Genomic DNA, 23,693 nt, shown 5'->3' on the forward strand with positions numbered 1-23,693 from the left:
CCGCGAGCTAGAGAAGGATCTTGAAAATGACCAGGAAGGTTATCCACCAAAGCCACACGCAGGTTATGCACCATTTGGTGTCTATTTATAGTTAGGTATCACAATGCAAAAATTGCCGAACACTGAACTTTTGGCAAAAAGAACCATTGAGTTATTGGGAGGACCCGAGGAAGCACGCCGGAAAATTGATTGTGAGTTCAACGACATGAAAAATCGATGGGAGCAAGATACCGTCTCCATCGGCCGAATACTTCGAGCTCATTTATATGTCGAGCATTACCTAACAGAATATTTAAAAAATGCCAATCCACGGCTTGCCGACCTAAACAAAGTCAGAATTTCGTTCTCACAGAAAATGGATCTTCTAGACCCAAACGATCATCTGATCAGTGACATAGTCACTGGAATACGTCACTTGAACAAAATCAGAAATCGCCTTGCACACAACTTATCTGCTGATGTCACAACTGAAGATTCGAAAAAATTCCTATCTATAGCGGCATTTAAGGCACTGCAAAATGCAAGTTCAAATCCCGACATTTCAAATGCAGACCCTATGCAGGTACTCGAAGAGTTTGCACAATACGCCGCCTCGACTCTAAATCACCAAGTTAGCAGTTTTGGAAGTGCATTCACTCAAGCCTTAAATGAAGCAAGTAGTAATGCGCCACCTAACTAGTGGCTCAAATCGTTCGCTTCGCTCACTGGGACGGGCTAAAGCCCGCCCCTCAACCAAAGCGCGGTAACAACCCCTATGCCCTTCCCAACAGAAGAACACCAAGCCCTTCTAAAAGTTAAAGGCGTAGGCCCTACCGTTGTGCAGCGACTCGAACAGATCGGCATAAACTCCTTGCAGGAGCTGGCCCAAGCCAGTGTCAGCGATATCGTCACCGCAGTAACCGGTCAGTTGGGCTCCACCTGCTGGAAGAACAGCCCGCAAGCACGCGCGGCTATTCAGGCGGCCATCGATCTGGCCAAATCGTGTCAGTAAGCACCACCTTCATTACCAAGGAGTCCGGTATGCCTGCCCACGAGAAGATCAACTACGTCGAATACCCCACCCGCGATCTACCGGCCACCAAGGCCTTCTTCCATGCCGCTTTCGGCTGGCGGTTCACTGACTACGGTTCCGATTACGCCGCCTTCGCCGACGAAGGCCTGGATGGCGGTTTCTTCAGTGCCGAGATGTCCGCGCGCAGCGATAACGGCAGCGCGTTGATCGTGTTCTACAGCGCACAGCTGGAAGCCACCCAGGCCAAGATCGAGGGTGCCGGTGGGGAAATCGTCAAACCGATCTTTGCCTTCCCCGGCGGCAGACGCTTTCACTTCGTCGAACCGGGTGGCAACGAGTTTGCCGTATGGTCGCAGCCGGACGGTCGATAGTCCGTCCCCGGAATCCGTAACCCCTGCTGCAACCGTCGTTCCCGCGCGGGCGGGAATCCAGAACGGCTCTCCGGGCTCCCGCCCAAGCGAGAGTGACGCTGAGGGCAACCCCTCACACAATGAGTGCTGGCGCAGCATATCCCGTTTGACCCACTGCCAACTCCGCCATTAACGTCCCAGTCTTTCCTCTCTCGGGCGAGCATCACTCTCGCCTGAGCCATGGAAGAACCCTGCATGAATCAAGGAGGTACAGGATGCGCATCATGGTGATCGGCGCCAGCCGAGGTCTCGGCCGTGCGCTGGTAGAGGGTTTGGCGCCAAGCCACGAGCTGATCGGGATTTCACGCAGCCGCCCGGCCGATCTGGCCACGGACATACAGTGGATCGAGGCGGATATGAGTGATCCGCTGCGGGCCGTGGACGCCATCGAAGCACAGTCGCCTCAGCGCCTGGACGCGATCATCTACAACCTGGGGATCTGGGAAACTCGCGCGTTCGAGGATGACTACAGTTTTCTGCAGGACGACGACGCGCAGATTCTCGAGATGGTCAGCGTCAATATCGGCGCGACCTTGCTGCTGCTCAAACGCCTGCTACCGCGCCTGCTCGGCGGCGCCAAGCCGCAACTGATCCTCACCGGTTCCACCTCGGCCCTGCCGCAAAGTGGCCGCCCGGAAGTCACCTTCGGCGCCAGCAAGTTCGCCCTCAAAGGCATCGCCGAGACCCTGCGCGAAGGTTTTCGCGATCAGCGTCTGGCCGTCACCTGCCTGCAACTGGGCTACCTCAATACCCAGGATGGCTTACAAACGCCAGTGGAGCAGGCGGCGCAAAATGGTGAAGGTCAGCTGATTCCACTGCACGATGTCGTCGCTCTGGTGCGAACGCTACTGAACCTGTCCGATGCCAGTTACGTGCGTGAGCTGGTGCTACCGGCCATTGCCGACGAGCGTTTCTGAAAGGACAAGAACAGGTATTGGCCATGCAGAGAACCGACCATATCCGCCTGATGGCACGCTACAACAGCTGGATGAACGAACGGCTCTACACAGCCGCTTCCAGCTTGTCCGACGAGGCGTTGAGCACCGAGCGCGGCGCGTTCTTCGGCTCGATCCTCGGCACGCTCAATCATCTGCTGGTGGCCGACCGTATCTGGCTGGGGCGCTACACCGCGCACCCGGCGAACTTTCAGGCATTGCAAACGCTCGCAGAGCTGGAAATGCCGACACGCCTGGATCAACTGATGGGTGCGGATATACGCGAGCTGGCCGCACTGCGTAAACAGCTGGACAGTTGCATCGAAGCCCTGGCCGCCGAGATGGGCGAAGAGCAGCTGGATCAGCCGCTGAGCTACCGCAACATGAAGGGTGCGGCCGCGCAAAAGCACTTCTTCGCCCTGCTGATGCACCTGTTCAACCACCAGACGCATCACCGCGGGCAGGCAACGACGCTACTAACCCAGGCGGGCGTGGATGTGGGTGTGACCGATCTGCTGGCGTTGATCCCTGACGAGCCTTGAGCTGCGGCCAAGTGCCGATCACACCTCGCCCTCTCCAGGCTCAAAGGCCAGCCAGTTTCAGCCAGTGTGCGTAGAAACCTTCGGCAACCTGGTTCAATGCCCTGACCTTCCCACTCAGGTCGTCACGCATCTCGGCGATGCTCTGCTGGCTGGGATGGCTGGCATCGAGCAGGTGCGCCCAGTCGTCTAGCCAGAGCGCGATCAGATCTTCGGTCATCTCCGGGTGGCCCTGCAGCGCCAGCACCTTGTCACCCCAGGCGAAGGCCTGATTGTCGCACCAGCGGCTGCTCAGCAGGGGTTGAGCACCTTCAGGTAGCGAGAAGGTGTCGCCATGCCACTGAAAAATGCCGAACGCTGCAGGCAAATGCGCCAGCCAGGGGCTATCGGCTGCTTCTGATCGGCGCTGCATGCGCTGCCAACCCGCTTCGGTGTAGGGCATGCGGTGGATGGTGGCGCCCAGTGCCTTGGCCAGCAGTTGGCCGCCCAGGCAGTGGCCGATGATGGGAATGTCACGCGCGATAAAGCACTGCAACGCTGCCACTTCATCGGCGATCCAGGGCAACGGGTCATTGACGCTCATCGGCCCGCCCATCACGGCGGCCGCCTTGGGCCGCTCCAGGTCGTAACCGTGCAGTTCACCCAGGTCGACGCGCAGCACGTCGAAACTGCAGTCACGCGCCTGCAGCACCTGCGCCAGATGGGCTGGCGGGCAATAATCGATATGAGTCAGGATCAGAACATCGGCCATAGCTACCTCCGTCGCGCAGTCTGCGCGAGAAGGATGGGCAAGTCGAGGTGGGCTGGGAGTTGAAGCCATCGGCCGGACAGCCGGCCGATGGTCTGTACTGGCGAATACCGCTGCATTCACCTCTAACGCATGGCTGACGCTTTCACCTCCTGGGTAACGCCCCAACCATCCATCTTGCCGCCCAGCGGGACGACGATGGACTCCAGGTCATGTTCGAACTCGCCGATACCGGCATAGGTGGCGTACATCACTTTGCTGATTTGCAGGTGCCAGATGCCGTCCTCACGGGCGGATATCTGAGCGTTGAGCGACTCGCCGCGAAAGTTTCTGGCTGCCATTCTGGCCCGTTCTTCGTCGGGAAAGATGGCGTAGAACTCGATCGGGTGAAACTGGGCGAAGTCGAATCCCCCTTCTTTCATCCGACGCAGCACCGAGGTGCTGGAGTCTTCGTGGAAGGCTGTGCTCATAAACGACCCCCTCTCAGGCTATGGATGGATTAACCGCTTTCCCAATGCGACCGTCCTGCGGACGGTGTCGCGGCTCCTACCGGAAACCTCTGAAAACGCCCTGCGTTTTCAGAAGCACCCAAATGGCGCCGCCCCGAGAATCGAGCAGATGCTCGATGTGTCTACTGCAAGCGTATCGACGACTGCCCGGCAGAACGCCGGACTGAAAACCGTCTTCTCTAGAGTAGTCGCTGAGCGAAAGATTCGCGTGGTGCAGAAAGCCCTTGTGACAAAACCGGCGACCAGCGGCAATTGGCCAGCCTGAAAGTTTCGCCCGAGCTCATGGGCGACTGAGCCAACCCATCAGCAACCTGTTGATCCAGCCCGGCGTGATCTGCCCAAAGGTGAACAGCAGCCCGAACTGCAGCCCTACCGGGCGATGCACGGTACTGGCATGGGCCTGCTTCCAGGCCGCTTCGGCGATCTGCTCGGCCTCCAGGCGCACGCCCAGGCGACGCATCACAGGCGGACGCTGCGCCTGACTTCGCACCATCGGTGTGTCGACGAATGGCGGCATCAGGTCTCCCACGCGGATGCCGTGCTCGCGCCACTCCAGTTCCAGCGCCTCGGTCAGGCCGCGTACAGCGAACTTGCTGGCCGAATAGCTGGCCAGTTGTGGCACGCCGTAAAGCCCCGAGGCCGAGCCCATGTTGATCACTTGCGCCTCTGGTGTGGTCTTGAGATAGGCGAAAGCCGCATGGCAAAGATTGAGCACGCCGAGCACATTGATCTCTACCAGGCGTGCATGCTGCTCCAGCTCAATATCGGCAAAGGCGCCGGTACGCAGGATGCCCGCACCATTGAACAGCAGGCGCAACTGGCCGCCGCTCTGCGTGCAGAAGTAGGCCAGCGCGGCCTTCACCGCTGCGGCATCGACCACATCCAGCGGCGCATGCCAGGCGCCGCCCAGCTCGGCGGCCAATGCGGACAGCGCCTTTTCATCGACGTCGAGCAACCCGACGCGCCAGCCCCGCGTGTGGAACAGCCGCGCGGTGGCAGCGCCAATGCCCGATGCGGCGCCGCTGATGAGAATGTTGTTCATCACACACCCCGCTCACGGAGAAAGGCCGCCACGCGGGCGATGGCGTAATCCGCCGCGCGCAACATGCCGACATGCGCCTGGAACACATGCCACAACCCCGGATAACGCTCCAGCCGCAGGTTCACCCCAGCCACCGTGGCGCGCTCGGCCAGGCGCAAGCTGTCGTTGAGCAACAACTCGTCTTCGCCGACCTGGATCAGCGTCGGCGGCAGGCGGCTGAGATCGGCGAACAGCGGCGACATACGCGGATCGTTGCGCGGCAGGTCGGTCGGGCAATACAGCTGCGCAGCCTGCTCGATCCAGCTGGGGTGGAGCAGCGGGTCGCCTGCTGGCGGCTCGTGCATCTGCTCGCCGGTGAAGTCGGTGACCGGCGAGAAGCACACCAGTGCGGCAGGCACAGGTAGGCCGAGTTCGATGATGCGCAGGCAGCCGACCAAACTCAGGTTGCCGCCAGCCGAGTCGCCACCAATGGCGATCTGTTCGGGCCTATAGCCGGCCGCCAACAATGCCTGGTAAGCCGCCACCACATCATCGCGCGCTGCCGGGTAGGGATGCTCAGGCGCCAGGCGGTAGTCCAGCGCACAGACTTCCAGAGCAGCGCGTTTGGCCAAGCTGGCGCAGATGCCACGGTGCGTGTCCGGCCCACCGATCATGAAGGCGCCACCGTGCAGATAGAGCAGCACGCTACCGCTGCTGACAGGCGGCCGGTGCCATTCGCACGGGCGCCCGGCCAGGGTATCGGCGTTGCGATTGACTCCGCGGGGCGTCAGGGTGATGGCGGTGAGTGCACGCAACACACGACGCTGCCCGGCCACCGGCATCGGTGGCCGTACCAGGCCACGGAAGAACAGGCGCAGAAAGCCGCGCAACAGGCCGCGCAGCAGCATCTGCTCGGCAGCGGGGGCATTGAAGTCAGCGGACGCAGTCATAGTCGGCAAGCTCCGGAGTACGGGTCATGAGGCGATAGGTGAAGGTGAACCCCGGCCAGTTGTTGGTGTTCTTGCCGGTAGCGGTCTTGTACCAGCTGTCGCAGCCCTGTTCCCATATCGTTCGATGAGTCGCCTGCTGCAGCTCGGCGTTGTAACTGCGCTGCACCGTGGGGCGCAGGTCGAGATAGCGTAGCCCCTGTTCGCGCAGCACCTGCATGCACCCCAGTACGTAGGCGTACTGGCTCTCCAACATATAGAGAATGGAGTTGTGGCCGAGGTTGGTGTTCGGCCCGTAGAGCAGGAACAGGTTGGGAAAACCGCTGACGCTGATGCCCTTGTAGGCCTCGGCGCCCTCCTTCCAGGCCTGATTCAACTCCAGCCCATCGAGGCCACGAATGCGCATCGGCGCAAGGAAATCGGTGGCAGTGAAACCGGTGCCGTAGATCAGCACATCGAAGGGATGCTCACGACCATCGGCCGTCACCAGCGACTGCTCGCGCACCTCGCGAATCGCCGAGTCGACGACCTCGACATTGGCCTGCGCCAGCGCCGGGAAGTAGTCGTTGCTGATCAGGATACGCTTGCAACCCATGGGGTAATTCGGCTGCAAGCGCTCACGCTTGCCGGCATCGGGCATCTGCCGCTGCAGGTGACGGGTGAAGCTATGGCGGAACAGGCGCATCAGCCAGGGGAAGCGGATAAAGGCCAGCGCCCGGCCCTCGTGATGCAGGTATTGCAGGAGGCGGTCGGCACGTTGCAGCAGGGGCAAACGCTGTTTTAGAGCAATCTCCCAGGGTCTATAGGCGCGATCCGGCTTGGCCAGCACATAGGCAGCCGAGCGCTGGAACAGGCTCAGGCTGGCGACCTTCGGCTGGATCTGCGGCACGAACTGGATCGCCGAAGCGCCGGTACCGATTACCGCCACGCGCTTGCCGGTCAGATCCAAATCATGGCGCCAGCGCGCCGAATGGAAAGCCTCGCCGCGAAAATGCTCCAGACCGGGCAGTTTCGGGTAGGCCGGCCGATTGAGCTGGCCGCAGGCACTGACCAGCGCCTGCGTCTCGATCACTTCGCCCCCTGCCAGCTCGACACGCCAGATACCGCGCGCGGCATCGAACTCGGCGCCGAGCACTTCGCTGTTCAGACGGATGTGCGGGCGCAGCCGGTGTTTCTCCACGCACTGCAGGATGTAGGCGTGGATCTCCGCCTGCGGTGCGAACTTGCGCGACCAGTCGTGCTTGGGCTCGAAGGAAAAGGAGTACAGATGCGAGGGCACATCGCAGGCGGCGCCCGGATAGCTGTTGTCGCGCCAGGTACCGCCTACCTCGCCGGCCTTTTCCAGCAACAGGAAGTCGTCCTCGCCGGCCTTGCGCAACTGTATGGCCAGGCCCAGACCGGCAAAGCCGCTGCCGATGATCAACACGCGCCAGGGCGCGTTCGTACGGGGGTTGTTGTGCATTGTAGTGACCCGTGTATGGCGATGAGCAAATGCTACTTGCGCCCCCGCGCCCAGGTTATGGCATAGTCGGCCAGGATATTGTGATTTTCGGACAATCTATGTCAGCGCCCTGGCCCGCACGCCGCAGCATCACCAGCATTCAGTTGCTCACCCAGCTGGGGCTCGATCTGGGCCTGAGCCTGGACAGGTGCCTGCATGAAACGGGGCTCAGCCCGGTGCAGTTGGCCAGCCTGAACGGGGAGATCGAAGCGCAGCGTGAGCTGCAGCTGATCGCCAACCTGGTCGAGGCACTACCCGCAGTCGAAGATCTTGGCCTGCAGGCCGGCCGGCGCTACCACCTGACCACCTACGGCGCCTGGGGTTACGCCATTCTCAGCAGCGCCACGGTGCGCCAGGCCGCCGAACTTGGCCTGCGCTATCACGGCCTGACCTATGCCTTCACCCGCATCACTCTGAGCGTGGATGACGCCATCGCCAGCCTGAATTTCGACGACAGCGCTCTGCCCCCGGCGCTGCATGATTTCATCGTGCAGCGCGATATGCTCGGTGCCCTGGTGGTCGTGCGCGAGCTGCTGGGCAGCACGCTGCAATTGCTGACCGTGGAACTGCGCCAGCCTGCACCGGCTGACGCTTCACCCTTTATCGCCGCCTTCGGCCAGGTGCCGCGCTTCGGCGCGGCGCGCAATCGCCTGGGTTTTGCCGCCGACTTGCTGGACAACCCACTGCCACGAGCCAACCCGCAACTGGTCAGCGCCTGTGAACAGCAATGCCAGACGTTGCTGGCGCGCCATCAATGGCATCAGGGTCTGGCCGGGCGGGTGCGCCAGCTTCTGTTGCAGTCGCCGGGGCAGATCGCCGACATGGAACAGGTCGCAGAGCGCCTGCACCTGAGCAGCCGCACCCTGCGTCGACGCCTGATCGAAGAAGACACGAGCTTCCGTGCCCTGCAGGACGAAGTGCGCCAGGCGCTGGCCGAAGAGCTGCTGGCCGCCGGCGGCCTGAGCCTGGAAGAGATTGCCGAGCGCCTGGGTTATGGCGAACTGTCGAACTTCATCCACGCCTTCAAGCGCTGGAAAGGCATCACGCCCGGGCGTTATCAACGGGAAGCGTTGGTGTAGGGCGTACCGGGACGCCGGCCGCTCGGAAGCAGTACGCCATCACGGTAGGCACTATGTGTTGACTGTTCGCTGGCGCTCCTGAGTCCACCCTACGAGCTGCCATGTATGGCCGCTGGCTCCCCTGGTGCGCGCGGCGCACCCTACGACTTGGCTCTCCGACACACGCCTCATGTAGGATGCGCCATGCGCATCGAGCCCCCGCACAAAGGCAAGGTCTGTCGTAGTTTGAAAGTCATCTTCACGCTGACAAGGCGCAAACGCCGCGCTAGGGTGCCAGCCATGAACATCATCACGCTGCTTCTGCCCTACCAACCGCCCTGGGACTGGCAACAGTTCCACAGCCATTTCGCTCTGCGCGCGATTCCCGGGCTGGAGTCACTGAGCGCGAACAGCTACAGCCGCGGCTTCAGCATCGACCGCGCACCCGGCTGGTTTCGGGTTGCCCCGCTGCCAGGGCAGAACGCGCTGGAACTGCGCTGCCGCCTGGCCTCGCCCGCACATCTCGACCAACTCGAACAGCGCGTGCGGCGCATGTTCGATCTCGACAGCGAGCCCGAGGCAATTGCCCTGCACCTGAGCGCTGACGAACTGCTCGCGCCACTGCTGCAGCGCAACCCCGGCCTGCGCCTGCCGGTGGCGTTCGATCCGTTCGAACAGGCGGTGCGCGCCATCGTCGGCCAGCAGGTCACGGTCAAGGCGGCGGTCACCATAGTCGGGCGCCTGGTACAGCGTGTCGGCACACTGATCGAAACGCCGGAAACACTGGGCATCAGCCATCTGTTCCCCTCACCGCAGGCGCTTGCCGAGGCCGACCTGACTGGTATCGGCATGCCCGGTAAACGCGTGCAGTGCCTGCAGCATTTCGCCGCGCGCATTGCCGATGGCGGCCTGAAACTGCATCTGGCCGATGGCAGTGCAGCACTGATCGAACAGCTATGCGCCCTGCCAGGCATTGGCCCGTGGACTGCGGAGTACATCGCCCTGCGCGCATTCGGTGAGGGCGACGCCTTTCCCGCCAGCGACCTGGGGTTGCTCAAGGCGCCGGTATGGGGAACGGAAGGTATCGATGCGCGCCGCCTGAAAGCACGCGCGGAAGCCTGGCGCCCGTGGCGCGCTTATGCGGCGGCGCATCTCTGGCATAACTATTCGGGAGGCTGAGTCATGCATTACCGCTACCACGACAGCCCCGTCGGTCCGCTGCTGATCGCAGCCGACGACAGCGGCCTGCAACTGTTGCTGATGGAGCTGGACAGCCGGCCCTGGCGCATCGAAGACCATTGGCAGCCCGCTGGCCGTGAGCTGGACGCCGTGTGCAGCCAGCTCGATGAATACTTCGCCGGCAAGCGCCGTCAGTTCGAACTGCGCCTGGCGCCGAGGGGCACGGCATTCCAGCAGGCGGTCTGGCAGGCGCTGTTGGCCATTCCATACGGTCGCACCTGCAGCTATTCGGAGCTGGCCAATGTCATCGGCAGACCGCAGGCCGTACGCGCGGTGGGGACAGCCAATGGCGCCAACCCCATCTCTATCATCGTGCCCTGCCACCGCGTGATCGGCCGGGACGGCAGCCTGACCGGCTATGCCGGTGGCCTGCCGCGCAAGCAGCAGTTGCTGGAACTCGAGGGTGTATTGCAGCCAACGCAGGCGCAACTGGCTTTGTAACCAGACTCTTTACGAAAAGTGCCTAGGGCGCGGGTATGCGCGCCAGAGGCTCTGCACGCGGACGTAGGGGCAAAGCCAGAATCAGCCCTTCGCCCGAAGCGGGAAAGATACCGGTCAAGGCGGTGATATTGACCTGATGGGAAACCAGCACCAACGGCGCGCCAGCAGGCAGTTGGTTGATCGAGCGAATCAGCTCGGCGGTCTGCTCGGCACCATCCGTGGGCTGCCCGAAGAATGAATCCAGCGCTGCCAATGGTTGTACCGGGCCGCGCTGCATGTTGCTGGCCGTGTCCAGCGCGCGGCACCAGCGACTGCTGAGAAGCCGCGGCTGTTCGATCCCCTGACGCGCGAGCAACTCGCCCCAGCGCCGGGCCTCGGCACGCCCTTGAGCGTTGAGGTTGCGCTGGGTTGCGCATTGTCCCAGGCGAAAGTTCGCCGGGTCGCCCGTACCCGGCGCGGTGGCGTGACGCATGAGTATCAGCGCGCGACCTTCGCGCAGTGCCTGCCAGGCGTCGGCGTTATCTGCCGCCACACTGAACAGCGGCAGCAGCGCCAAGGCCAGCAGCCACAGGCGAGTCATATTCTGACGTTGCCGCGCGGCCCCATCAGCGCCCAGATGATCAGACCGATAACCGGCAACAGCACGATCAGCAGAATCCATAGAATCTTGATTCCAGTTTCCGCGTTGCTCTTGACCACGTTGATGATGGCCCAGATATCCAAGGCCAGGATGACCAGGCCGAGCAGCCCATTGAAGGTAGAACCCATGACGACACTCCTGTCTGAAAGGTTGCCTGCATAGGATAGTCGGTGACTGGCGCGGGTTCCCTCAATCACCCAGGCGCGGAAAACGGCTGGCGATATCGTCGCCCGTCCGCTCTGGCGTCTCGTCGCCAAGGCTCAGGCGCAGCGCCAGCACGTGCGGTTCTTCACCCAGGTCGAACCAGTGACGAGTGCCGGCCGGTAGCGTCAGCAGGTCGCCACGCTCACCCTGCAGCACATACACGTAGCCATCCAGATGCACGCTGAGCTGGGCGAAACCACCCAGGAACAACCAGGTACTGGCGCTAGACTGCACTTGCTCGTCCAGATAACGCGCGCGCAGCTCCAGTTTCTGCGGATGATTGCGTTGCAGGTTGAACAGCTCCTGCTGCACATGCCCTTCCTTGCCCATGAATGCCTGCAGCCACAGACCATAGGCCGCATCGAACTCGGCTTGCTCGCAACCAGGGCGCAACGCAGCCGGCAATTCCAGCTGGCGATAGTCGATTCCCGCCGCGGACAGGGTGCTGGCGATATCATCGGCGTGGTTGAGAACCTTGTTCGGCAGTTCCGGGGAGGTGTGCAGGTGGACGGCGAGGCTGCTCATGAAGGGTTCACTCGATTCAGGGCCGCTCGGGCGGCAGACGGGTGGCAATGATGAAGGCTGCCAGCAAGGCTACCAGACTGGCGATGGCGAAGGTCCAGGCCGGGCCCAGGCCCTTCCAGCTGTAACCGGCATACAGCGCGCCCAACGCACCGCCGATGCCAGCCAGGCTGACATACAGCGCCTGGGCCTGGCCCTGCTGGCGATCGGCGAAACTGCGCTGCACGAAGTGGATACAGGCGGCATGGAACGCGCCGAAGGTGGCGGCGTGCATACACTGCGCCAGCAACAGCACCGGCAGGTACTCGGGCAGACTGCCTAGCAGCAGCCAGCGCACGGCGGTGATCAGGAAGCTGGCCAGTAACACGGCGCGCAGCGAGTAGCGCTGCAGCAGCCGCGCCATGACCAGAAACAGCAGGATCTCCGCCACCACCCCCAACGCCCAGAATAACCCGATGGCGCCACGGCTGTAGCCAACACCCTCAAGATGCAGAGTGAGGAAGGTGTAGTACGGGCCGTTGCTCAGTTGCATCAACCCGACGCAAACGTAGAACGCGAGGATGCCGGGGCGGCGCAATTGGCGCACAAAGCCCTCCGACTCCAGCGGACTAGGACGCAGCACAGGCTGTGCATTGGGCACCCAGAAACTGCTGATGACGATACCAGCCATGATCACCAGCAACGCTGCCGGATACGCATCCAGGCTCAGCCACTCGAACAGCAGGCCGAGGCCGACCACGGCGACGATGAAGCCGATGCTGCCCCACAGGCGAATCTGGCTGTAACGCGCCGCCTGCTCAAGCAGGTGGGCCAGGGTGATGACCTCGAACTGCGGCAGCACCGCATGCCAGAAGAAGGCGTGGGTGGCCATGATCAGCGCCAGCCAGGCGTAGCTTTGGCTGAAGAAGATGCCGGCGAAGCAGACCAGGGTGCACAGCGCGCCGAAACGCACGATCAACAGGCGCTGACCGGTGTGGTCACCCAGCCAACCCCAGAGGTTCGGTGCCAGGCAGCGCATCAGCATGGGAATGGCGATCAACTCGCCGATCCGCGCCGGGGAAAAGCCCAGATGGTCGAAGTACAGCGCCAGGAACGGCGCCGTACCCCCGAGCAGAGCGAAGTAGAAGAAGTAGAAACCGGACAACCGCCAGTAAGGCAGGGCCGCGCTCATGCCGCCGTCCGGCTCACAGTTGTGGCAGCACCGGTGTGGTGACGCGCACGTCGGCGTTCTGCGCGCGATGACGCAGCAGATGATCCATCAGCACGATGGCCATCATCGCCTCGGCGATCGGCGTGGCACGAATGCCCACGCAGGGGTCGTGACGACCCTTGGTGATTACATCCACCGGGTTGCCGTCGACGTCGATGGAACGCCCCGGTGTGGTGATGCTGGAGGTCGGCTTGAGCGCCAGGTGGGCGACGATCGGCTGGCCGCTGGAGATGCCACCGAGAATGCCGCCGGCGTTGTTGGAGAGGAAACCTTCCGGCGTCAGTTCGTCGCGGTGTTCGGTGCCGCGCTGGGCGACGCAGGCGAAACCGGCGCCGATCTCCACGCCCTTGACTGCGTTGATGCTCATCAAGGCATGGGCCAGTTCGGCGTCGAGGCGGTCGAAGATCGGCTCGCCGAGCCCTGGCATCACCCCTTCGGCAACCACGGTGATCTTCGCGCCGACCGAGTCCTGGTCACGGCGCAGCTGGTCCATGTAGGCCTCGAGCTCCGCTACCTTGTCCGGGTCGGGGCTGAAGAAGGCGTTCTGCTCGACGCTGTCCCAGGTCTTGAACGGAATCTCGATAGGGCCGAGCTGGCTCATGTAGCCACGGATGACGATGCCCTGGCTGGCCAGGAATTTCTTGGCGATGGCGCCGGCCGCCACGCGCATGGCAGTTTCGCGCGCCGAGCTGCGGCCACCGCCACGGTAGTCGCGGATACCGTACTTGTGGTGGTAGGTGTAGTCGGCATGCGCCGGACGGAACAGATCCTTGATCGCCGAATAGTCCTTGGACTTCTGGTCGGTGTTGCGGATCAGCAGGCCGATGGAGCAGCCGGTAGTCTTGCCCTCGAACACGCCGGAGAGGATTTCCACCTCGTCGGCTTCCTGGCGCTGCGTGGTGTGGCGACTGGTGCCGGGCTTGCGGCGGTCGAGGTCGCGCTGCAGGTCTTCCAGGGAGATCTCGACACCGGGCGGGCAACCGTCGACGATGGCGACCAGCGCCGGGCCATGGCTTTCGCCAGCGGTGGTGACGGTGAACAGCTTGCCGTAGGTATTGCCGGACATGGGAAGACGCTCCGCGAGATTCAGCTCAGGCCCGGCGCTGCGCAGGCCCGATTCACAAGGTGGGCGAGTATACCTGCCACCTTCTTGCAGTTCACCCCGAACCTTGCCCCGCAGTCAGCGTCCAATGCCAACCTGCCACTACCCTACCCTCATCATGCTGCGAGCCCTGCTCTTGACCCTCACCCTGATCACCAGCCTGGCCCAGGCCAGCACCACCCGACAACTGCCCATCAGCCTCGACACCGACCAGGGCACCCTGTACGGCAGCCTGCTGGTGCCGCAGAGCGACAAGCCGGTGCCGGTAGCACTGCTGATCGCCGGCTCAGGCCCCACCGACCGTGATGGCAACAACCCCGAGGGTGGCCACAACGATGCACTGAAGAAGCTGGCCCAGGTCTTGGCGCGTAATGGCATCGCCAGCCTGCGCTATGACAAGCGCGGCGTCGCCGCCAGCCGCGCCGCCACGCCAGACGAAAAGGACCTCAGCGTCGAGCGCTATGTGACCGACGCCGAAGGCTGGGCCAGGCTGCTCAGGGACGATCCGCGTTTTGATCGACTGATTCTCATCGGTCACAGCGAAGGCGCAATGATCGCCAGCCTGGCCGCCCCCGCTAGTCAGGCCGATGCCCTGGTGTCCATTGCCGGCCCCGCCTACCCCATCGGCCAGGTGCTGGATATGCAACTGGCCATGCGCCTGCCGCCATCCTTGCTGGCCGAGAGCCGGCACATCCTCGCCAACCTGATCCGCGGCAAACTACAGCCGCAGGTGCCAAAAGAGCTGCAAGCGATCTATCGCCCCAGCGTGCAGCCCTACCTGATCAGCCTGCTGCGCCAGGACCCGGCGGAAAACTTCGCCGCGCTGCAGGTTCCCGCACTGATCGTGCAAGGCACCCACGACGCCCAGGTCAGCCCGGACAACGCCGAAGCTCTCAAGCAGGCCAAGCCCGATGCCGAACTGGCGATGATCGCCGGCATGAACCACGTCATGCGCATCACTCCGGCGCCCTGGAACGAACAGCTGGCGTCCTACGACGATCCGCAGCTACCCTTGGCCCGTGCGCTGGGCGAACGGATCCTCTCCTTCATTCGCTCCAGTGCTGAGGAAAATGGCCGATAACGCATCGAAGGCCATCGAACAGTACACAGGACGCCCATGAGCGAAAACCCAGCCCCGCAGGCACCAGCGCCAGATGCCGAAGCTGCGACAAGCGAAACGCCTGCCGCGCCGCATCCCTGGGCGGACCTGCCAGCCGAGCAATTCAGCCTGCTGCGTCTGGCGCCACTGCCCGTCGACCGGGAAACCGGCCCGCGGCCACTGCGCTTCGTCCAGCTTGGCCGGGTAGAACGCCACGCCAAAGACACGAGCCTGTTGCGCCTGACCATTCAGGTGCCCGGCCAGCGCCTGCATCGCCACAATAACCTGCTGGAGGTGTGGGCCGACCACCAGCGCAAGGAGGTTCGCTTCGGCCCCGACAAGGGCCTCAGCGTAGAACCGGCCAATCGCGGCCTGGGGCGCTTTCTCATGGCGCAGGGCATTGCCTGGGCGCGCAAGCAGTACGCGCACTATCAGGTCGAGGGCGCCGCCCTGCCGACCAAGGACAATTTCAACGACGCCGCCCGCGCCCGCCGTGACCACGCGCTGAAGGCGCAGGGTTTCACCATCGAGTACAGCGACCCGTTGCAACTCAAGCCCTTCTACAGCGCACCGCGAGTCAGTTCGCTGCATGGCGACTGGCATGCCGAGAAGGTGCAGATCATCGAGTTGCTGGACGCCGCGGCGATGCTGCAGCAGGCCGACCAGACGCTGCAGGAGCAGGACGTCAAACTGCGCAAGCTGGAAGATCGGCTCGAGCGTCTCAAGCGTGAAGACAGTGGCCTGCGCTTCACCATCACCTGCCTGGTGGCGTTCAGCCTGTTTCAGGCCGGCCTGCTGATCTGGATCGCCACGCGCTGAGAGCCTATTTACGATCATCTGCGCGTCGGCGCTACTGCGTTGAAAACAAGCTCGAAATGCTCATGTACAAAAGTACACTCCGCTTTCTCGCTTGTTTTCGCCTTGTATCGCTCTAGCTCGAAAGATCGTAAACAGCCTCTCCTGGCGGCTCACACGACCTAACGTAGCGCACCGCGTATCAACCTTCGATGCGCGAACGAAACAGTTGCTGATGCTCGCGGCACTGCTTGGCCGCCAGCAGGAACACGCCATGGCCACCGCGCTGGAAGTCCAGCCAGGTGAAATCCACTTCCGGGTACAGCGCTTCGACATGCACCTGGCTGTTGCCCACCTCGACGATCAGCACGCCACGCTCGGTGAGGTGATCGGCCGCCTCGGCCAGCATGCGTCGCACCAGATCCAGGCCATCATTGCCGCAGGCCAGGCCCATCTCCGGCTCGTGCTGGTATTCGGCCGGCATGTCGGCGAAGTCCTCGGCGTCGACATAGGGCGGGTTGGAGACGATCAGGTCGAAACGCTGCCCCGGCAACCCGGCAAAGCCATCACCCTGCACGCAGTACACGCGCTCCTCCAGGCCGTGGCGCTCGATATTGAGGTTGGCCACCTCCAGCGCGTCGAACGATAGATCGCCCAGCACCACTTCCGCCTCGGGGAATTCGTAGGCGCAGGCGATACCAATGCAGCCGGAGCCGGTGCACAGATCGAGAATGCGCGCCGGCTCGGTAGGCAGCCAGGGGGAGAAATGGCGATCGATCAGCTCGGCGATCGGCGAGCGCGGCACCAGCACGCGCTCATCGACGACGAAGGGCAAACCGCAGAACCAGGCCTCACCGAGCAGGTAGGCGGTGGGTACGCGCTCCTCGATGCGGCGCTTGAGCAGCGTCTGCAGGTGAACGTGCTCGTCGTCTTCCAGACGGCAATCGAGATAGGCGTCGGAAATTTCCCAAGGCAGGTGCAGCGCGCCGAGCACCAGCTGACGCGCTTCATCCCAGGCATTGTCGGTGCCGTGGCCGAAGAACAGTTGCTCGGCCTGAAAACGACTGACGGCCCAGCGGATGTAATCACGCAGGGTACGTAAACGGGTAGTGAGAGCGGTCACGGGCGGCCTCCGGAAGAAAAGTGCGGAAGTTTAGCCCAGTGCGGGTGGCCAGCGCATGAATGACCGGTTAACGAGCGTTCATGAGCGCTCGCGCTTCTTACGCAGTGCATCGTCATCGGGACGGCGTAGCTCGCGCAGAACGGCGATGGCCACGGCGATGGAGAACAAAAGCCAGAAATGCGGGGAAAACTGCGACAAAAGTGACATGGCAACTCCTTTTGCGTACGACCCTGAGTCCTTCAGGGCAGTTCCGATTCTGCTCCGGCAAAATGCACCGAGCAAGCCTTGGCGCAGATAGAGGTTCACAGAGCGCCCTGGCAAGCGGACAATGGCACATCATCACCATCAGCCAGGAGCCCGAGATGTCCCATCCGCAAACCATGTTCCAGCTCACCGGTCGTGGCCACGCACCGGCCAGCCTGAACAATGCGACCCTGCTGATCATCGATGCCCAGGAAGAGTACCGCAGCGGCGTCCTCGCGCTGCCGGGCCTGGACCCCGCACTGGCAGAGATCGCCAGTCTGCTGGCAGCAGCGCGCAGTGCCGGTGCCGACATCGTTCACGTCAAACACCTCGGCATTCCCGGCGGCCTCCTCGACCCCAGCGGCCCACGTGGCCGCCACCTGCCGGAAGCAGCCCCGCTGGCGGGCGAGATCGTCGTTGAGAAACGCCTGCCGAACGCCTTTGCCGGTACCGAGTTGCATGATCGTTTGCAAGCACTCGGCCATCTCGATCTGATCGTCTGCGGCTTCATGACCCACTCCAGCGTCAGCACCACCGTGCGCGCAGCCAAGGACTATGGCTACCGCTGCACCCTGGTCGATGCTGCCTGCGCTACCCGCGACCTGCCTGCACCGGATGGCAGTGTGATTGCCGCCGCCGAGGTACATCGTATCGAGATGATCGCGCTGGGCGACAATTTCGCCACTTTGGTGCCACACGCCAAATCGCTGGTGTGAAACCTGTAGCAGTATCGCCAGCGCTGCGGAACCCGGACACGACCAGCCGGTCATACCGGCGATAAGCCAAAGGAAATCGGAATGAAGCTGTCCGACGATTTCGATGCACGCCGCTTGCGCCCGCGCCGGCCGAAAAACTGGCGCCTGCGTATCGGGGCCGGCCTGGGCGCCCTGCTCGCCGCCTTCGGCATTCTGCTGGCGATGGCGGGCGTCGCCTCGCTGGCAGGCCGCGCGCCGGTACTGGGTACGCTCAACGACTCCACTGGCGAGGCCACCGTCCTGCTGCTGCTCGGCCTGTTCCTGTTGTGGGCCGGCATCGCCTTCTGGCGTCGCTGCCGCAGACGCCTGCGTCGCCCCAGCGATCTGAGCCTGTCGCCATCATTGATGAAGAAGCGTGACTGATCACCCGAAAACACAGCGCGTGCAACTGTAGGAGCTGGCGTGCCAGCGATGTTTTGCACCGACAGGATCAGTGCTGGCTCCTACAAATTCGTCTTTCTACGCTTACACGGCTGGCATTTGGGTAAAATGCCAGCCTGTTTCGCGGAGCCACCGATGCAAGACGACGACTTTTCCCTGTTCCAGGCCGAGCTGCGCGGCGTCAAGCCGATCAAGCACGACCGCGCCGATACCGGCAAACCCAAAACTGATCGTAAACAGTTCAACACCCTGCGCCAGGCTGCGACCATCAGCCAGGGCGAGATCAAGGTGGACGGGCTGTCCGACCAGTTCGTCATCGACGTTGGCGCTGAAGACCCGCTGTACTGGGCCGGCAACGGCGTGCAGGACGGTCAGATGCGCAAGCTCAAGCTGGGCCAGATTCCGTTCGACGGCAGCCTCGACCTGCACGGCATGAGCGTCGAGAAGGCGCGCGACACGCTGTGGGAGTTTCTCGCCGAAGCCACCAAGTTGGAGATTCGCTGCGTACGCGTCACCCACGGCAAGGCGGTGCGCATGGATGGGCGCAAGCCGATGATCAAGAGCCATGTGAACACCTGGCTGCGCCAGCACCCGCAGGTGCTGGGTTTCAGCTCCTGCCTGGCCAAGCACGGCGGCACCGGCGCGGTGTATATCATCCTCAAGCGCACCATGATGGATGGTCGCGACGAGTAATCAGAGAACCTGGCACTCTTGCCAGGCCCCTGTCGGCGCCCTACCCTGCGCCCATTCGATACCCAACAGGATTTTCCATGTCCCTGGAACAACAGTACACCGCGATCCTTGGCCAGCTTGGCGAGGACGTTTCCCGCGAAGGCCTGCTGGACACGCCCAAGCGCGCCGCCAAGGCCATGCAGTACCTCTGCCGTGGCTACCAGCAGACGCTGGAAGAGGTCACCAATGGCGCGCTGTTCAGCTCCGACAACAGCGAAATGGTGCTGGTCAAGAACATCGAGCTCTACTCGCTGTGCGAGCATCATCTGCTGCCGTTCATCGGCAAGGCTCATGTTGCCTACATTCCCAACGGCAAGGTGCTCGGCCTGTCCAAGGTGGCTCGCATCGTCGACATGTACGCCCGCCGCCTGCAGATCCAGGAAAACCTAAGCCGGCAGATCGCCGAAGCGGTCGAGCAGGTCACTGGCGCACTGGGTGTGGCAGTGGTCATCGAAGCGCAGCACATGTGCATGATGATGCGCGGCGTGGAGAAGCAGAACTCCTCCATGGTCACCTCGGTGATGCTCGGCGAATTCCGCAACAATCCGGCGACCCGCGGAGAATTCCTCAATCTGGTTCGTTGAGCCAAGCCCCAGACGGCGGCCGCTCACTTCGGTGAACGGCCGTCGGCATTTCAGGAGTTAGAAACATGTTGCTCAAAGCCCTTCGTATCGGCCTGGGTCAGTTGGTCGTGTTCGCCGACTGGATCAGCCGCCCGCGCAAGCTAAAGCGCAGCCCCGAGGCGCAAGCCGAGGTCGAACGCGCCACGGCCAATCTGGCGCTTTACCAGTTCCACGCCTGCCCGTTCTGCGTCAAGGTCAGGCGCAGCCTGCACCGCCTGAACCTGCCAGTGCAGCTGCGCGACGCCAAGAACGATGCCGAACACCGGCAGGCGCTGGAGCAGCACGGTGGCCGCATCAAGGTGCCGTGCCTGCGCATCGAGGAAAACGGCCAGAGCACCTGGCTGTACGAATCCAAGGCGATCATCGCCTATCTGGATCAGCGCTTCGCGAGCTGACGCTGGTGGAAGCGAATCAGGTGCCATCGATCCACCGTTGCGCTGAACCGTAGCCCGGATGCAATCCGGGAGCCTTGGAGCTACCCTGCACCGGTCATTTCGCGGCTGAAGCCGCTCCTACAAGATCGGCGTATCTTCGCCTGTCTCTGTAGGAGCGAGCTCTGCTCGTGAACAGCGCCCTAGGGCTCGATACCGTAGACCTTGAGCTGGTCGAGGAACTGCGCTTCGTCCAATACCTTCACCCCCAGCTCGCTGGCCTTGGCCAGCTTCGAGCCGGCACCTGGTCCGGCCACCACGCAGTGGGTCTTGGCCGAGACAGAACCGGCCACCTTGGCGCCCAGGCTTTCCAGCTTGCCCTTGGCCACGTCGCGACTCATCACTTCCAGAGTGCCGGTGAGCACCCAGGTCTGGCCGGCCAGAGGCAGGCCTTCGGCAACTTTCTTCTCGCTTTCCCAGTGCATGCCAAAATCACGCAGTTGCTGCTCGATCGCGCGCGCGAGCTGGGCGTTATCGGCATTGTCGAAGAACTCGCGTACAGCCTTGGCCTGTTTCTCCGGCAGCGCCTGACGCATGTCCAGCCAATCGCCGCCAAGCACGCCCTCCAGGCTGCCGAAACGCTCCGCCAGCTTCTGCGCCGCGCCTGGGCCAACAGAGGGAATGTTCAGTTTGTCGAGCATGCCGCCAAGGGTGGCGACGGCCGAGAACTCGGCGCTCAGCTCTCCCTCTTCCTGCAGTTCGAGACCGCATTCGCCCAGCAAGGCGCTGATCACCTGCTGATTGTGCTCATCCTCGAAGAAGCTGTGGATCTCGTGCGCAACTTCCAGACCAATATCCGGCAGGTAGGTCAGCACCTGCGGTAGCGCCTGACGCACACGCTCCAGCGAGGTCAGGGAGCGCGCCAGCACCTTGGCAGTCTCCTCGCCCACATCGGGGATGCCGAGGGCATAGATGAAGCGCGCCAGGGTCGGCCGCTTGCTGTCCTCGATAGCCTTCAGCAGCTTGTTGCTGGACACCTCGGCGAAGCCTTCCAGGCCGATGATCTGTTCGAAGGTCAGCTTGTACAGGTCGGCCGGTGAAGCGATCAGCTTCTCGTCCACCAGTTGCTCGATGGTCTTGTCGCCGAGGCCTTCGATATCCATGGCACGGCGCGAGACGAAGTGGATGATCGCCTGCTTGAGCTGCGCCTGGCAGCTCAGGCGACCGACGCAGCGATACACCGAACCTTCGCTGACCGACTCCTTGCCCTTGCTGCGCTTGACCAGTTGCGTGCGCTCCACCGCCGAGCCGCACACCGGGCATTGCTCGGGGATATGCACGGGGCGCGCGTTCTCCGGGCGACGCTCGGGCACCACGGCCATGACCTGCGGGATCACGTCGCCAGCACGGCGAATGATCACCGTATCGCCGATCATCACGCCGAGGCGCGCCACTTCATCCATGTTGTGAAGGGTAGCGTTGGCCACCATGACGCCGGCCACCTTGACCGGATTCAGGCGCGCAACCGGCGTGACCGCACCGGTACGGCCCACCTGAAACTCCACGTCGAGCAGCTCGGTCAGCTCTTCCTGCGCCGGGAACTTGTGGGCGATGGCCCAGTGCGGGGTACGCGCACGGAAACCCAGCTGTTGCTGGTCCTCGATATTGTTGACCTTGAACACCACACCATCGATGTCATAGGCCAGGCTCATGCGCCGCTCACCGATATCGCGGTAGTAATCCAGGCAAGCCTCGACGCCCTTGGCCAGCTTCAGTTCGCGACTGATGGGCACGCCCCAGGCCTTGAGCTGCTGCAGCATGGCCACCTGGGTACCCGGCAGCTCGCCGCTGACCTGGCCGACGCCGTAGCAGCAGAACTCCAACGGGCGGCTGGCGGTGATCTTCGGGTCGAGCTGGCGCAGGCTGCCGGCAGCAGCGTTACGCGGGTTGGCGAAGGTCTTGCCGCCACTCTCGGCCTGCCGCGCATTCAGTTCCTCGAAACCAGCCTTGGGCATGAACACTTCGCCGCGCACTTCCAGAACCTGCGGCCAGCCCTCGCCCTGCAGCTTGAGCGGCACGTTGCGAATGGTGCGTACGTTGCTGGTGATGTCTTCACCGGTGCTGCCGTCGCCACGCGTCGCACCGCGCACCAACTGGCCATTCTCGTAACGCAGGCTGACGGCCAGGCCGTCGAGCTTGGGTTCGCAGCTGTACTCGATTTCGGCGCCGCCGCCGAACAGATCGCCGCTCGAAACGCCCAGGCCGTTCTGCACACTGCGATCAAAAGCGCGCAGGTCGTCTTCCTCGAAGGCGTTGCCCAGGCTGAGCATCGGCACCTCATGGCGCACCTCGCCGAAGGCGCTGAGCGCCTCGCCGCCGACACGCTGGGTCGGCGACTCGGGTGTGACCAGCTCCGGATGCTCGGCCTCCAGCGCCTGCAGTTCACGGAACAGGCGGTCGTACTCGGCATCGGGCACGCTCGGCTCATCCAGCACGTAGTAACGGTAGTTGTGCGCGTCCAGTTCGTTGCGCAGTTCGGAAATACGTTGGGCGGCGTCGGTCATGCTCGGTCTCTCAAACGAAAAGAGCAGCCTTGGCTGCTCTCTTTCGACTTCGTGTACGGGTCAGCGTTTCTGGGTCAGTTGCCGACGCTCGAATTCGACGATGCGCTGGCGATAGTGTTCGATGGTCTGCGCGGTCATCACGCTGCGCTGGTCATCCTTCAGCTCGCCACCCAGTTCGTGGGCCAGCTTGCGCGCGGCCGCGACCATGACGTCGAAGGCCTGCTTCGGGTGACGCGGGCCAGGCAGGCTGAGGAAGAAGCTCACCGCGCGGGTGCTGAAGCCTTCGATATCGTCGAGATCGAACGTGCCCGGCTTGAGTGCGTTGGCCATGGAGAACAGCACCTCGCCATTACCCGCCATACTCTCGTGACGATGGAAGATGTCCATCTCACCGAAGCGCAGGCCGCTTTCGAGGATGTTCTGCAGCAGTGCCGGGCCCTTGAAGCCGAAATCGTCGCGGGCGACCACGTTGATCACCAGCACCTCTTCTACCGGTGCGGCATCGGCAGCCAGCTTGGCGGTTTTCTTCGGCTCGACGGGTTCGTCATCGACCGGGTTGAGCAAGGTCGGCACCGGCTCGTCGACAGCCAGATTGAGGTCGCCCTGTTGCGGCTCGTTGCGTGGACGACGTGGCAGGTCCTTGGCAGTCATCGACGGCAGATCGTCTTCATCCAGCTGCGGTTCGTGGTCGCGCTGCACCACACGCGGTGTACTGAGCAGATCTGGATCACTGTCGTCGTCCGGCATGTTGGCGAAGCTACGGTCCAGCTTGAACTTGAGCTTGCCCTTGCCACCGCGCATACGGCGCCAGCCGTCGAAAAGAATGCCAGCGATAACGATGATGCCAATAACGATCAGCCACTCGCGCAGACCGAATTCCATGAAATACCTGACCCTTAAAAATTCTGGTGAAAAAAAGATCCAATCAACCGGATCACAACTCGACTATAAAACGCGGCGCCAACTTCA

29 protein-coding genes are annotated in these 23,693 nt (G+C 62.8%); 15 read left to right on the plus strand and 14 right to left on the minus strand.

The window, feature by feature from the left end; translation table 11 throughout:
• Window positions 1-103: 103 nt before the first annotated feature.
• From BM186_RS13865 to BM186_RS13885, 5 genes are all read left to right on the plus strand, one after another.
• A complete protein-coding gene (locus tag BM186_RS13865) occupies window positions 104-679 on the plus strand; it encodes a hypothetical protein (RefSeq protein WP_072425608.1) in 576 nt (191 codons plus the stop codon).
• 75 nt (window positions 680-754) lie between these two features.
• Window positions 755-991, plus strand: a complete 237-nt coding sequence (locus BM186_RS13870) for a helix-hairpin-helix domain-containing protein (RefSeq protein WP_074915994.1) — start codon at window positions 755-757, stop codon at window positions 989-991.
• 29 nt (window positions 992-1,020) lie between these two features.
• On the plus strand, window positions 1,021-1,383 hold the full coding sequence (locus BM186_RS13875; protein WP_074915995.1) for a VOC family protein: 363 nt from the start codon (window positions 1,021-1,023) through the stop codon (window positions 1,381-1,383).
• Window positions 1,384-1,637: 254 nt separating this feature from the next.
• Complete coding sequence (locus tag BM186_RS13880; RefSeq protein WP_074915997.1) at window positions 1,638-2,339, plus strand: SDR family oxidoreductase; 702 nt, start codon at window positions 1,638-1,640, stop codon at window positions 2,337-2,339.
• Between the two features lie 23 nt (window positions 2,340-2,362).
• Window positions 2,363-2,899, plus strand: coding sequence for a DinB family protein (locus tag BM186_RS13885; RefSeq protein WP_074915999.1), 537 nt, complete (start codon window positions 2,363-2,365; stop codon window positions 2,897-2,899).
• Between the two features lie 40 nt (window positions 2,900-2,939).
• Here the strand turns inward: BM186_RS13885 and BM186_RS13890 are convergent, their stop codons facing one another.
• The 5 genes from BM186_RS13890 to BM186_RS13910 form a co-directional block, all read right to left on the minus strand.
• A complete protein-coding gene (locus BM186_RS13890; RefSeq protein WP_074916000.1) occupies window positions 2,940-3,647 on the minus strand; it encodes a type 1 glutamine amidotransferase in 708 nt (235 codons plus the stop codon).
• Between the two features lie 122 nt (window positions 3,648-3,769).
• Window positions 3,770-4,114, minus strand: coding sequence for a ribonuclease E inhibitor RraB (locus BM186_RS13895; RefSeq protein ID WP_074916002.1), 345 nt, complete (start codon window positions 4,112-4,114; stop codon window positions 3,770-3,772).
• Window positions 4,115-4,433: 319 nt separating this feature from the next.
• The gene (locus BM186_RS13900) at window positions 4,434-5,195 is read right to left on the minus strand and encodes an SDR family oxidoreductase (protein ID WP_074916004.1); all 762 of its coding nucleotides are present in this window, start codon (window positions 5,193-5,195) and stop codon (window positions 4,434-4,436) included.
• Window positions 5,195-6,124, minus strand: a complete 930-nt coding sequence (locus BM186_RS13905; RefSeq protein ID WP_074916006.1) for an alpha/beta hydrolase — start codon at window positions 6,122-6,124, stop codon at window positions 5,195-5,197. The genes BM186_RS13900 and BM186_RS13905 overlap by 1 nt, the downstream gene beginning before the upstream one ends.
• On the minus strand, window positions 6,108-7,583 hold the full coding sequence (locus tag BM186_RS13910) for a flavin-containing monooxygenase (RefSeq protein ID WP_074916008.1): 1,476 nt from the start codon (window positions 7,581-7,583) through the stop codon (window positions 6,108-6,110). The genes BM186_RS13905 and BM186_RS13910 overlap by 17 nt, the downstream gene beginning before the upstream one ends.
• Window positions 7,584-7,681: 98 nt before the next feature.
• On the opposite strand from BM186_RS13910, the gene BM186_RS13915 reads away from it, so the two are divergent.
• From BM186_RS13915 to BM186_RS13925, 3 genes are all read left to right on the plus strand, one after another.
• The gene (locus BM186_RS13915) at window positions 7,682-8,701 is read left to right on the plus strand and encodes an AraC family transcriptional regulator (RefSeq protein WP_206602768.1); all 1,020 of its coding nucleotides are present in this window, start codon (window positions 7,682-7,684) and stop codon (window positions 8,699-8,701) included.
• Window positions 8,702-8,980: 279 nt separating this feature from the next.
• A complete protein-coding gene (locus BM186_RS13920; protein WP_074916012.1) occupies window positions 8,981-9,859 on the plus strand; it encodes a DNA-3-methyladenine glycosylase family protein in 879 nt (292 codons plus the stop codon).
• A gap of 3 nt (window positions 9,860-9,862) precedes the next feature.
• A complete protein-coding gene (locus BM186_RS13925; RefSeq protein ID WP_072425619.1) occupies window positions 9,863-10,360 on the plus strand; it encodes a methylated-DNA--[protein]-cysteine S-methyltransferase in 498 nt (165 codons plus the stop codon).
• A gap of 22 nt (window positions 10,361-10,382) precedes the next feature.
• On the opposite strand, the gene BM186_RS13930 is transcribed toward BM186_RS13925, so the two are convergent.
• The 5 genes from BM186_RS13930 to aroC form a co-directional block, all read right to left on the minus strand.
• Window positions 10,383-10,940, minus strand: coding sequence for a histidine phosphatase family protein (locus BM186_RS13930; protein ID WP_074916014.1), 558 nt, complete (start codon window positions 10,938-10,940; stop codon window positions 10,383-10,385).
• Window positions 10,937-11,128: a PLDc N-terminal domain-containing protein gene (locus tag BM186_RS13935; RefSeq protein WP_003460883.1), complete on the minus strand. Its 192-nt coding sequence runs from the start codon at window positions 11,126-11,128 to the stop codon at window positions 10,937-10,939. Before BM186_RS13935 ends, BM186_RS13930 begins: the two co-directional genes overlap by 4 nt.
• 61 nt (window positions 11,129-11,189) lie before the next feature.
• Window positions 11,190-11,729, minus strand: a complete 540-nt coding sequence (locus tag BM186_RS13940) for an acireductone dioxygenase (protein ID WP_074916015.1) — start codon at window positions 11,727-11,729, stop codon at window positions 11,190-11,192.
• A 16-nt stretch (window positions 11,730-11,745) separates the two neighbouring features.
• Window positions 11,746-12,897, minus strand: coding sequence for an MFS transporter (locus tag BM186_RS13945; RefSeq protein ID WP_074916017.1), 1,152 nt, complete (start codon window positions 12,895-12,897; stop codon window positions 11,746-11,748).
• 13 nt (window positions 12,898-12,910) lie between these two features.
• The gene (gene aroC / locus BM186_RS13950) at window positions 12,911-14,002 is read right to left on the minus strand and encodes a chorismate synthase (RefSeq protein ID WP_072425623.1); all 1,092 of its coding nucleotides are present in this window, start codon (window positions 14,000-14,002) and stop codon (window positions 12,911-12,913) included.
• A gap of 124 nt (window positions 14,003-14,126) precedes the next feature.
• Here aroC and BM186_RS13955 point away from each other — a divergent pair, with 124 nt between their 5' ends.
• Together BM186_RS13955 and BM186_RS13960 are read left to right on the plus strand one after the other, a co-directional pair.
• Window positions 14,127-15,119, plus strand: a complete 993-nt coding sequence (locus tag BM186_RS13955; protein WP_074916019.1) for an alpha/beta hydrolase family protein — start codon at window positions 14,127-14,129, stop codon at window positions 15,117-15,119.
• Between the two features lie 36 nt (window positions 15,120-15,155).
• On the plus strand, window positions 15,156-15,956 hold the full coding sequence (locus BM186_RS13960; RefSeq protein ID WP_074916021.1) for a hypothetical protein: 801 nt from the start codon (window positions 15,156-15,158) through the stop codon (window positions 15,954-15,956).
• Between the two features lie 178 nt (window positions 15,957-16,134).
• On the opposite strand, the gene prmB is transcribed toward BM186_RS13960, so the two are convergent.
• Both prmB and BM186_RS26995 read right to left on the minus strand, forming a co-directional pair.
• The gene (prmB, locus tag BM186_RS13965) at window positions 16,135-17,055 is read right to left on the minus strand and encodes a 50S ribosomal protein L3 N(5)-glutamine methyltransferase (RefSeq protein ID WP_074916023.1); all 921 of its coding nucleotides are present in this window, start codon (window positions 17,053-17,055) and stop codon (window positions 16,135-16,137) included.
• A 78-nt stretch (window positions 17,056-17,133) separates the two neighbouring features.
• Window positions 17,134-17,262 carry a hypothetical protein gene (locus tag BM186_RS26995; RefSeq protein ID WP_017679228.1) on the minus strand — a complete coding sequence of 43 codons (129 nt, stop codon included), beginning with the start codon at window positions 17,260-17,262 and terminating at the stop codon, window positions 17,134-17,136.
• 155 nt (window positions 17,263-17,417) lie between these two features.
• Here BM186_RS26995 and BM186_RS13970 point away from each other — a divergent pair, with 155 nt between their 5' ends.
• The 5 genes from BM186_RS13970 (at window position 17,418) to BM186_RS13990 (ending at window position 20,184) form a co-directional block, all read left to right on the plus strand.
• Window positions 17,418-18,014 (plus strand): cysteine hydrolase family protein, encoded by a 597-nt coding sequence (locus BM186_RS13970; RefSeq protein ID WP_017679227.1) that lies wholly within the window; start codon window positions 17,418-17,420, stop codon window positions 18,012-18,014.
• 81 nt (window positions 18,015-18,095) lie between these two features.
• Window positions 18,096-18,416, plus strand: coding sequence for a hypothetical protein (locus tag BM186_RS13975; RefSeq protein ID WP_017679226.1), 321 nt, complete (start codon window positions 18,096-18,098; stop codon window positions 18,414-18,416).
• Window positions 18,417-18,569: 153 nt separating this feature from the next.
• Window positions 18,570-19,127, plus strand: coding sequence for a Smr/MutS family protein (locus tag BM186_RS13980; protein WP_003460873.1), 558 nt, complete (start codon window positions 18,570-18,572; stop codon window positions 19,125-19,127).
• A 77-nt stretch (window positions 19,128-19,204) separates the two neighbouring features.
• Entirely contained in the window at window positions 19,205-19,750 is a 546-nt protein-coding gene (folE, locus tag BM186_RS13985) for a GTP cyclohydrolase I FolE (protein ID WP_072425630.1), read from the plus strand.
• Between the two features lie 65 nt (window positions 19,751-19,815).
• Entirely contained in the window at window positions 19,816-20,184 is a 369-nt protein-coding gene (locus BM186_RS13990) for a glutaredoxin family protein (RefSeq protein WP_074916024.1), read from the plus strand.
• 179 nt (window positions 20,185-20,363) lie between these two features.
• Here the strand turns inward: BM186_RS13990 and ligA are convergent, their stop codons facing one another.
• The gene (ligA, locus tag BM186_RS13995) at window positions 20,364-22,724 is read right to left on the minus strand and encodes an NAD-dependent DNA ligase LigA (RefSeq protein WP_074916026.1); all 2,361 of its coding nucleotides are present in this window, start codon (window positions 22,722-22,724) and stop codon (window positions 20,364-20,366) included.
• Between the two features lie 60 nt (window positions 22,725-22,784).
• Window positions 22,785-23,606, minus strand: coding sequence for a cell division protein ZipA (zipA, locus tag BM186_RS14000; protein ID WP_074916028.1), 822 nt, complete (start codon window positions 23,604-23,606; stop codon window positions 22,785-22,787).
• Window positions 23,607-23,693 lie beyond the last annotated feature (87 nt).

Origin of the sequence: Ectopseudomonas toyotomiensis (assembly GCF_900115695.1) — a bacterium.
In the GTDB taxonomy this organism is placed as follows: Bacteria; Pseudomonadota; Gammaproteobacteria; order Pseudomonadales; family Pseudomonadaceae; genus Aquipseudomonas; species Aquipseudomonas toyotomiensis.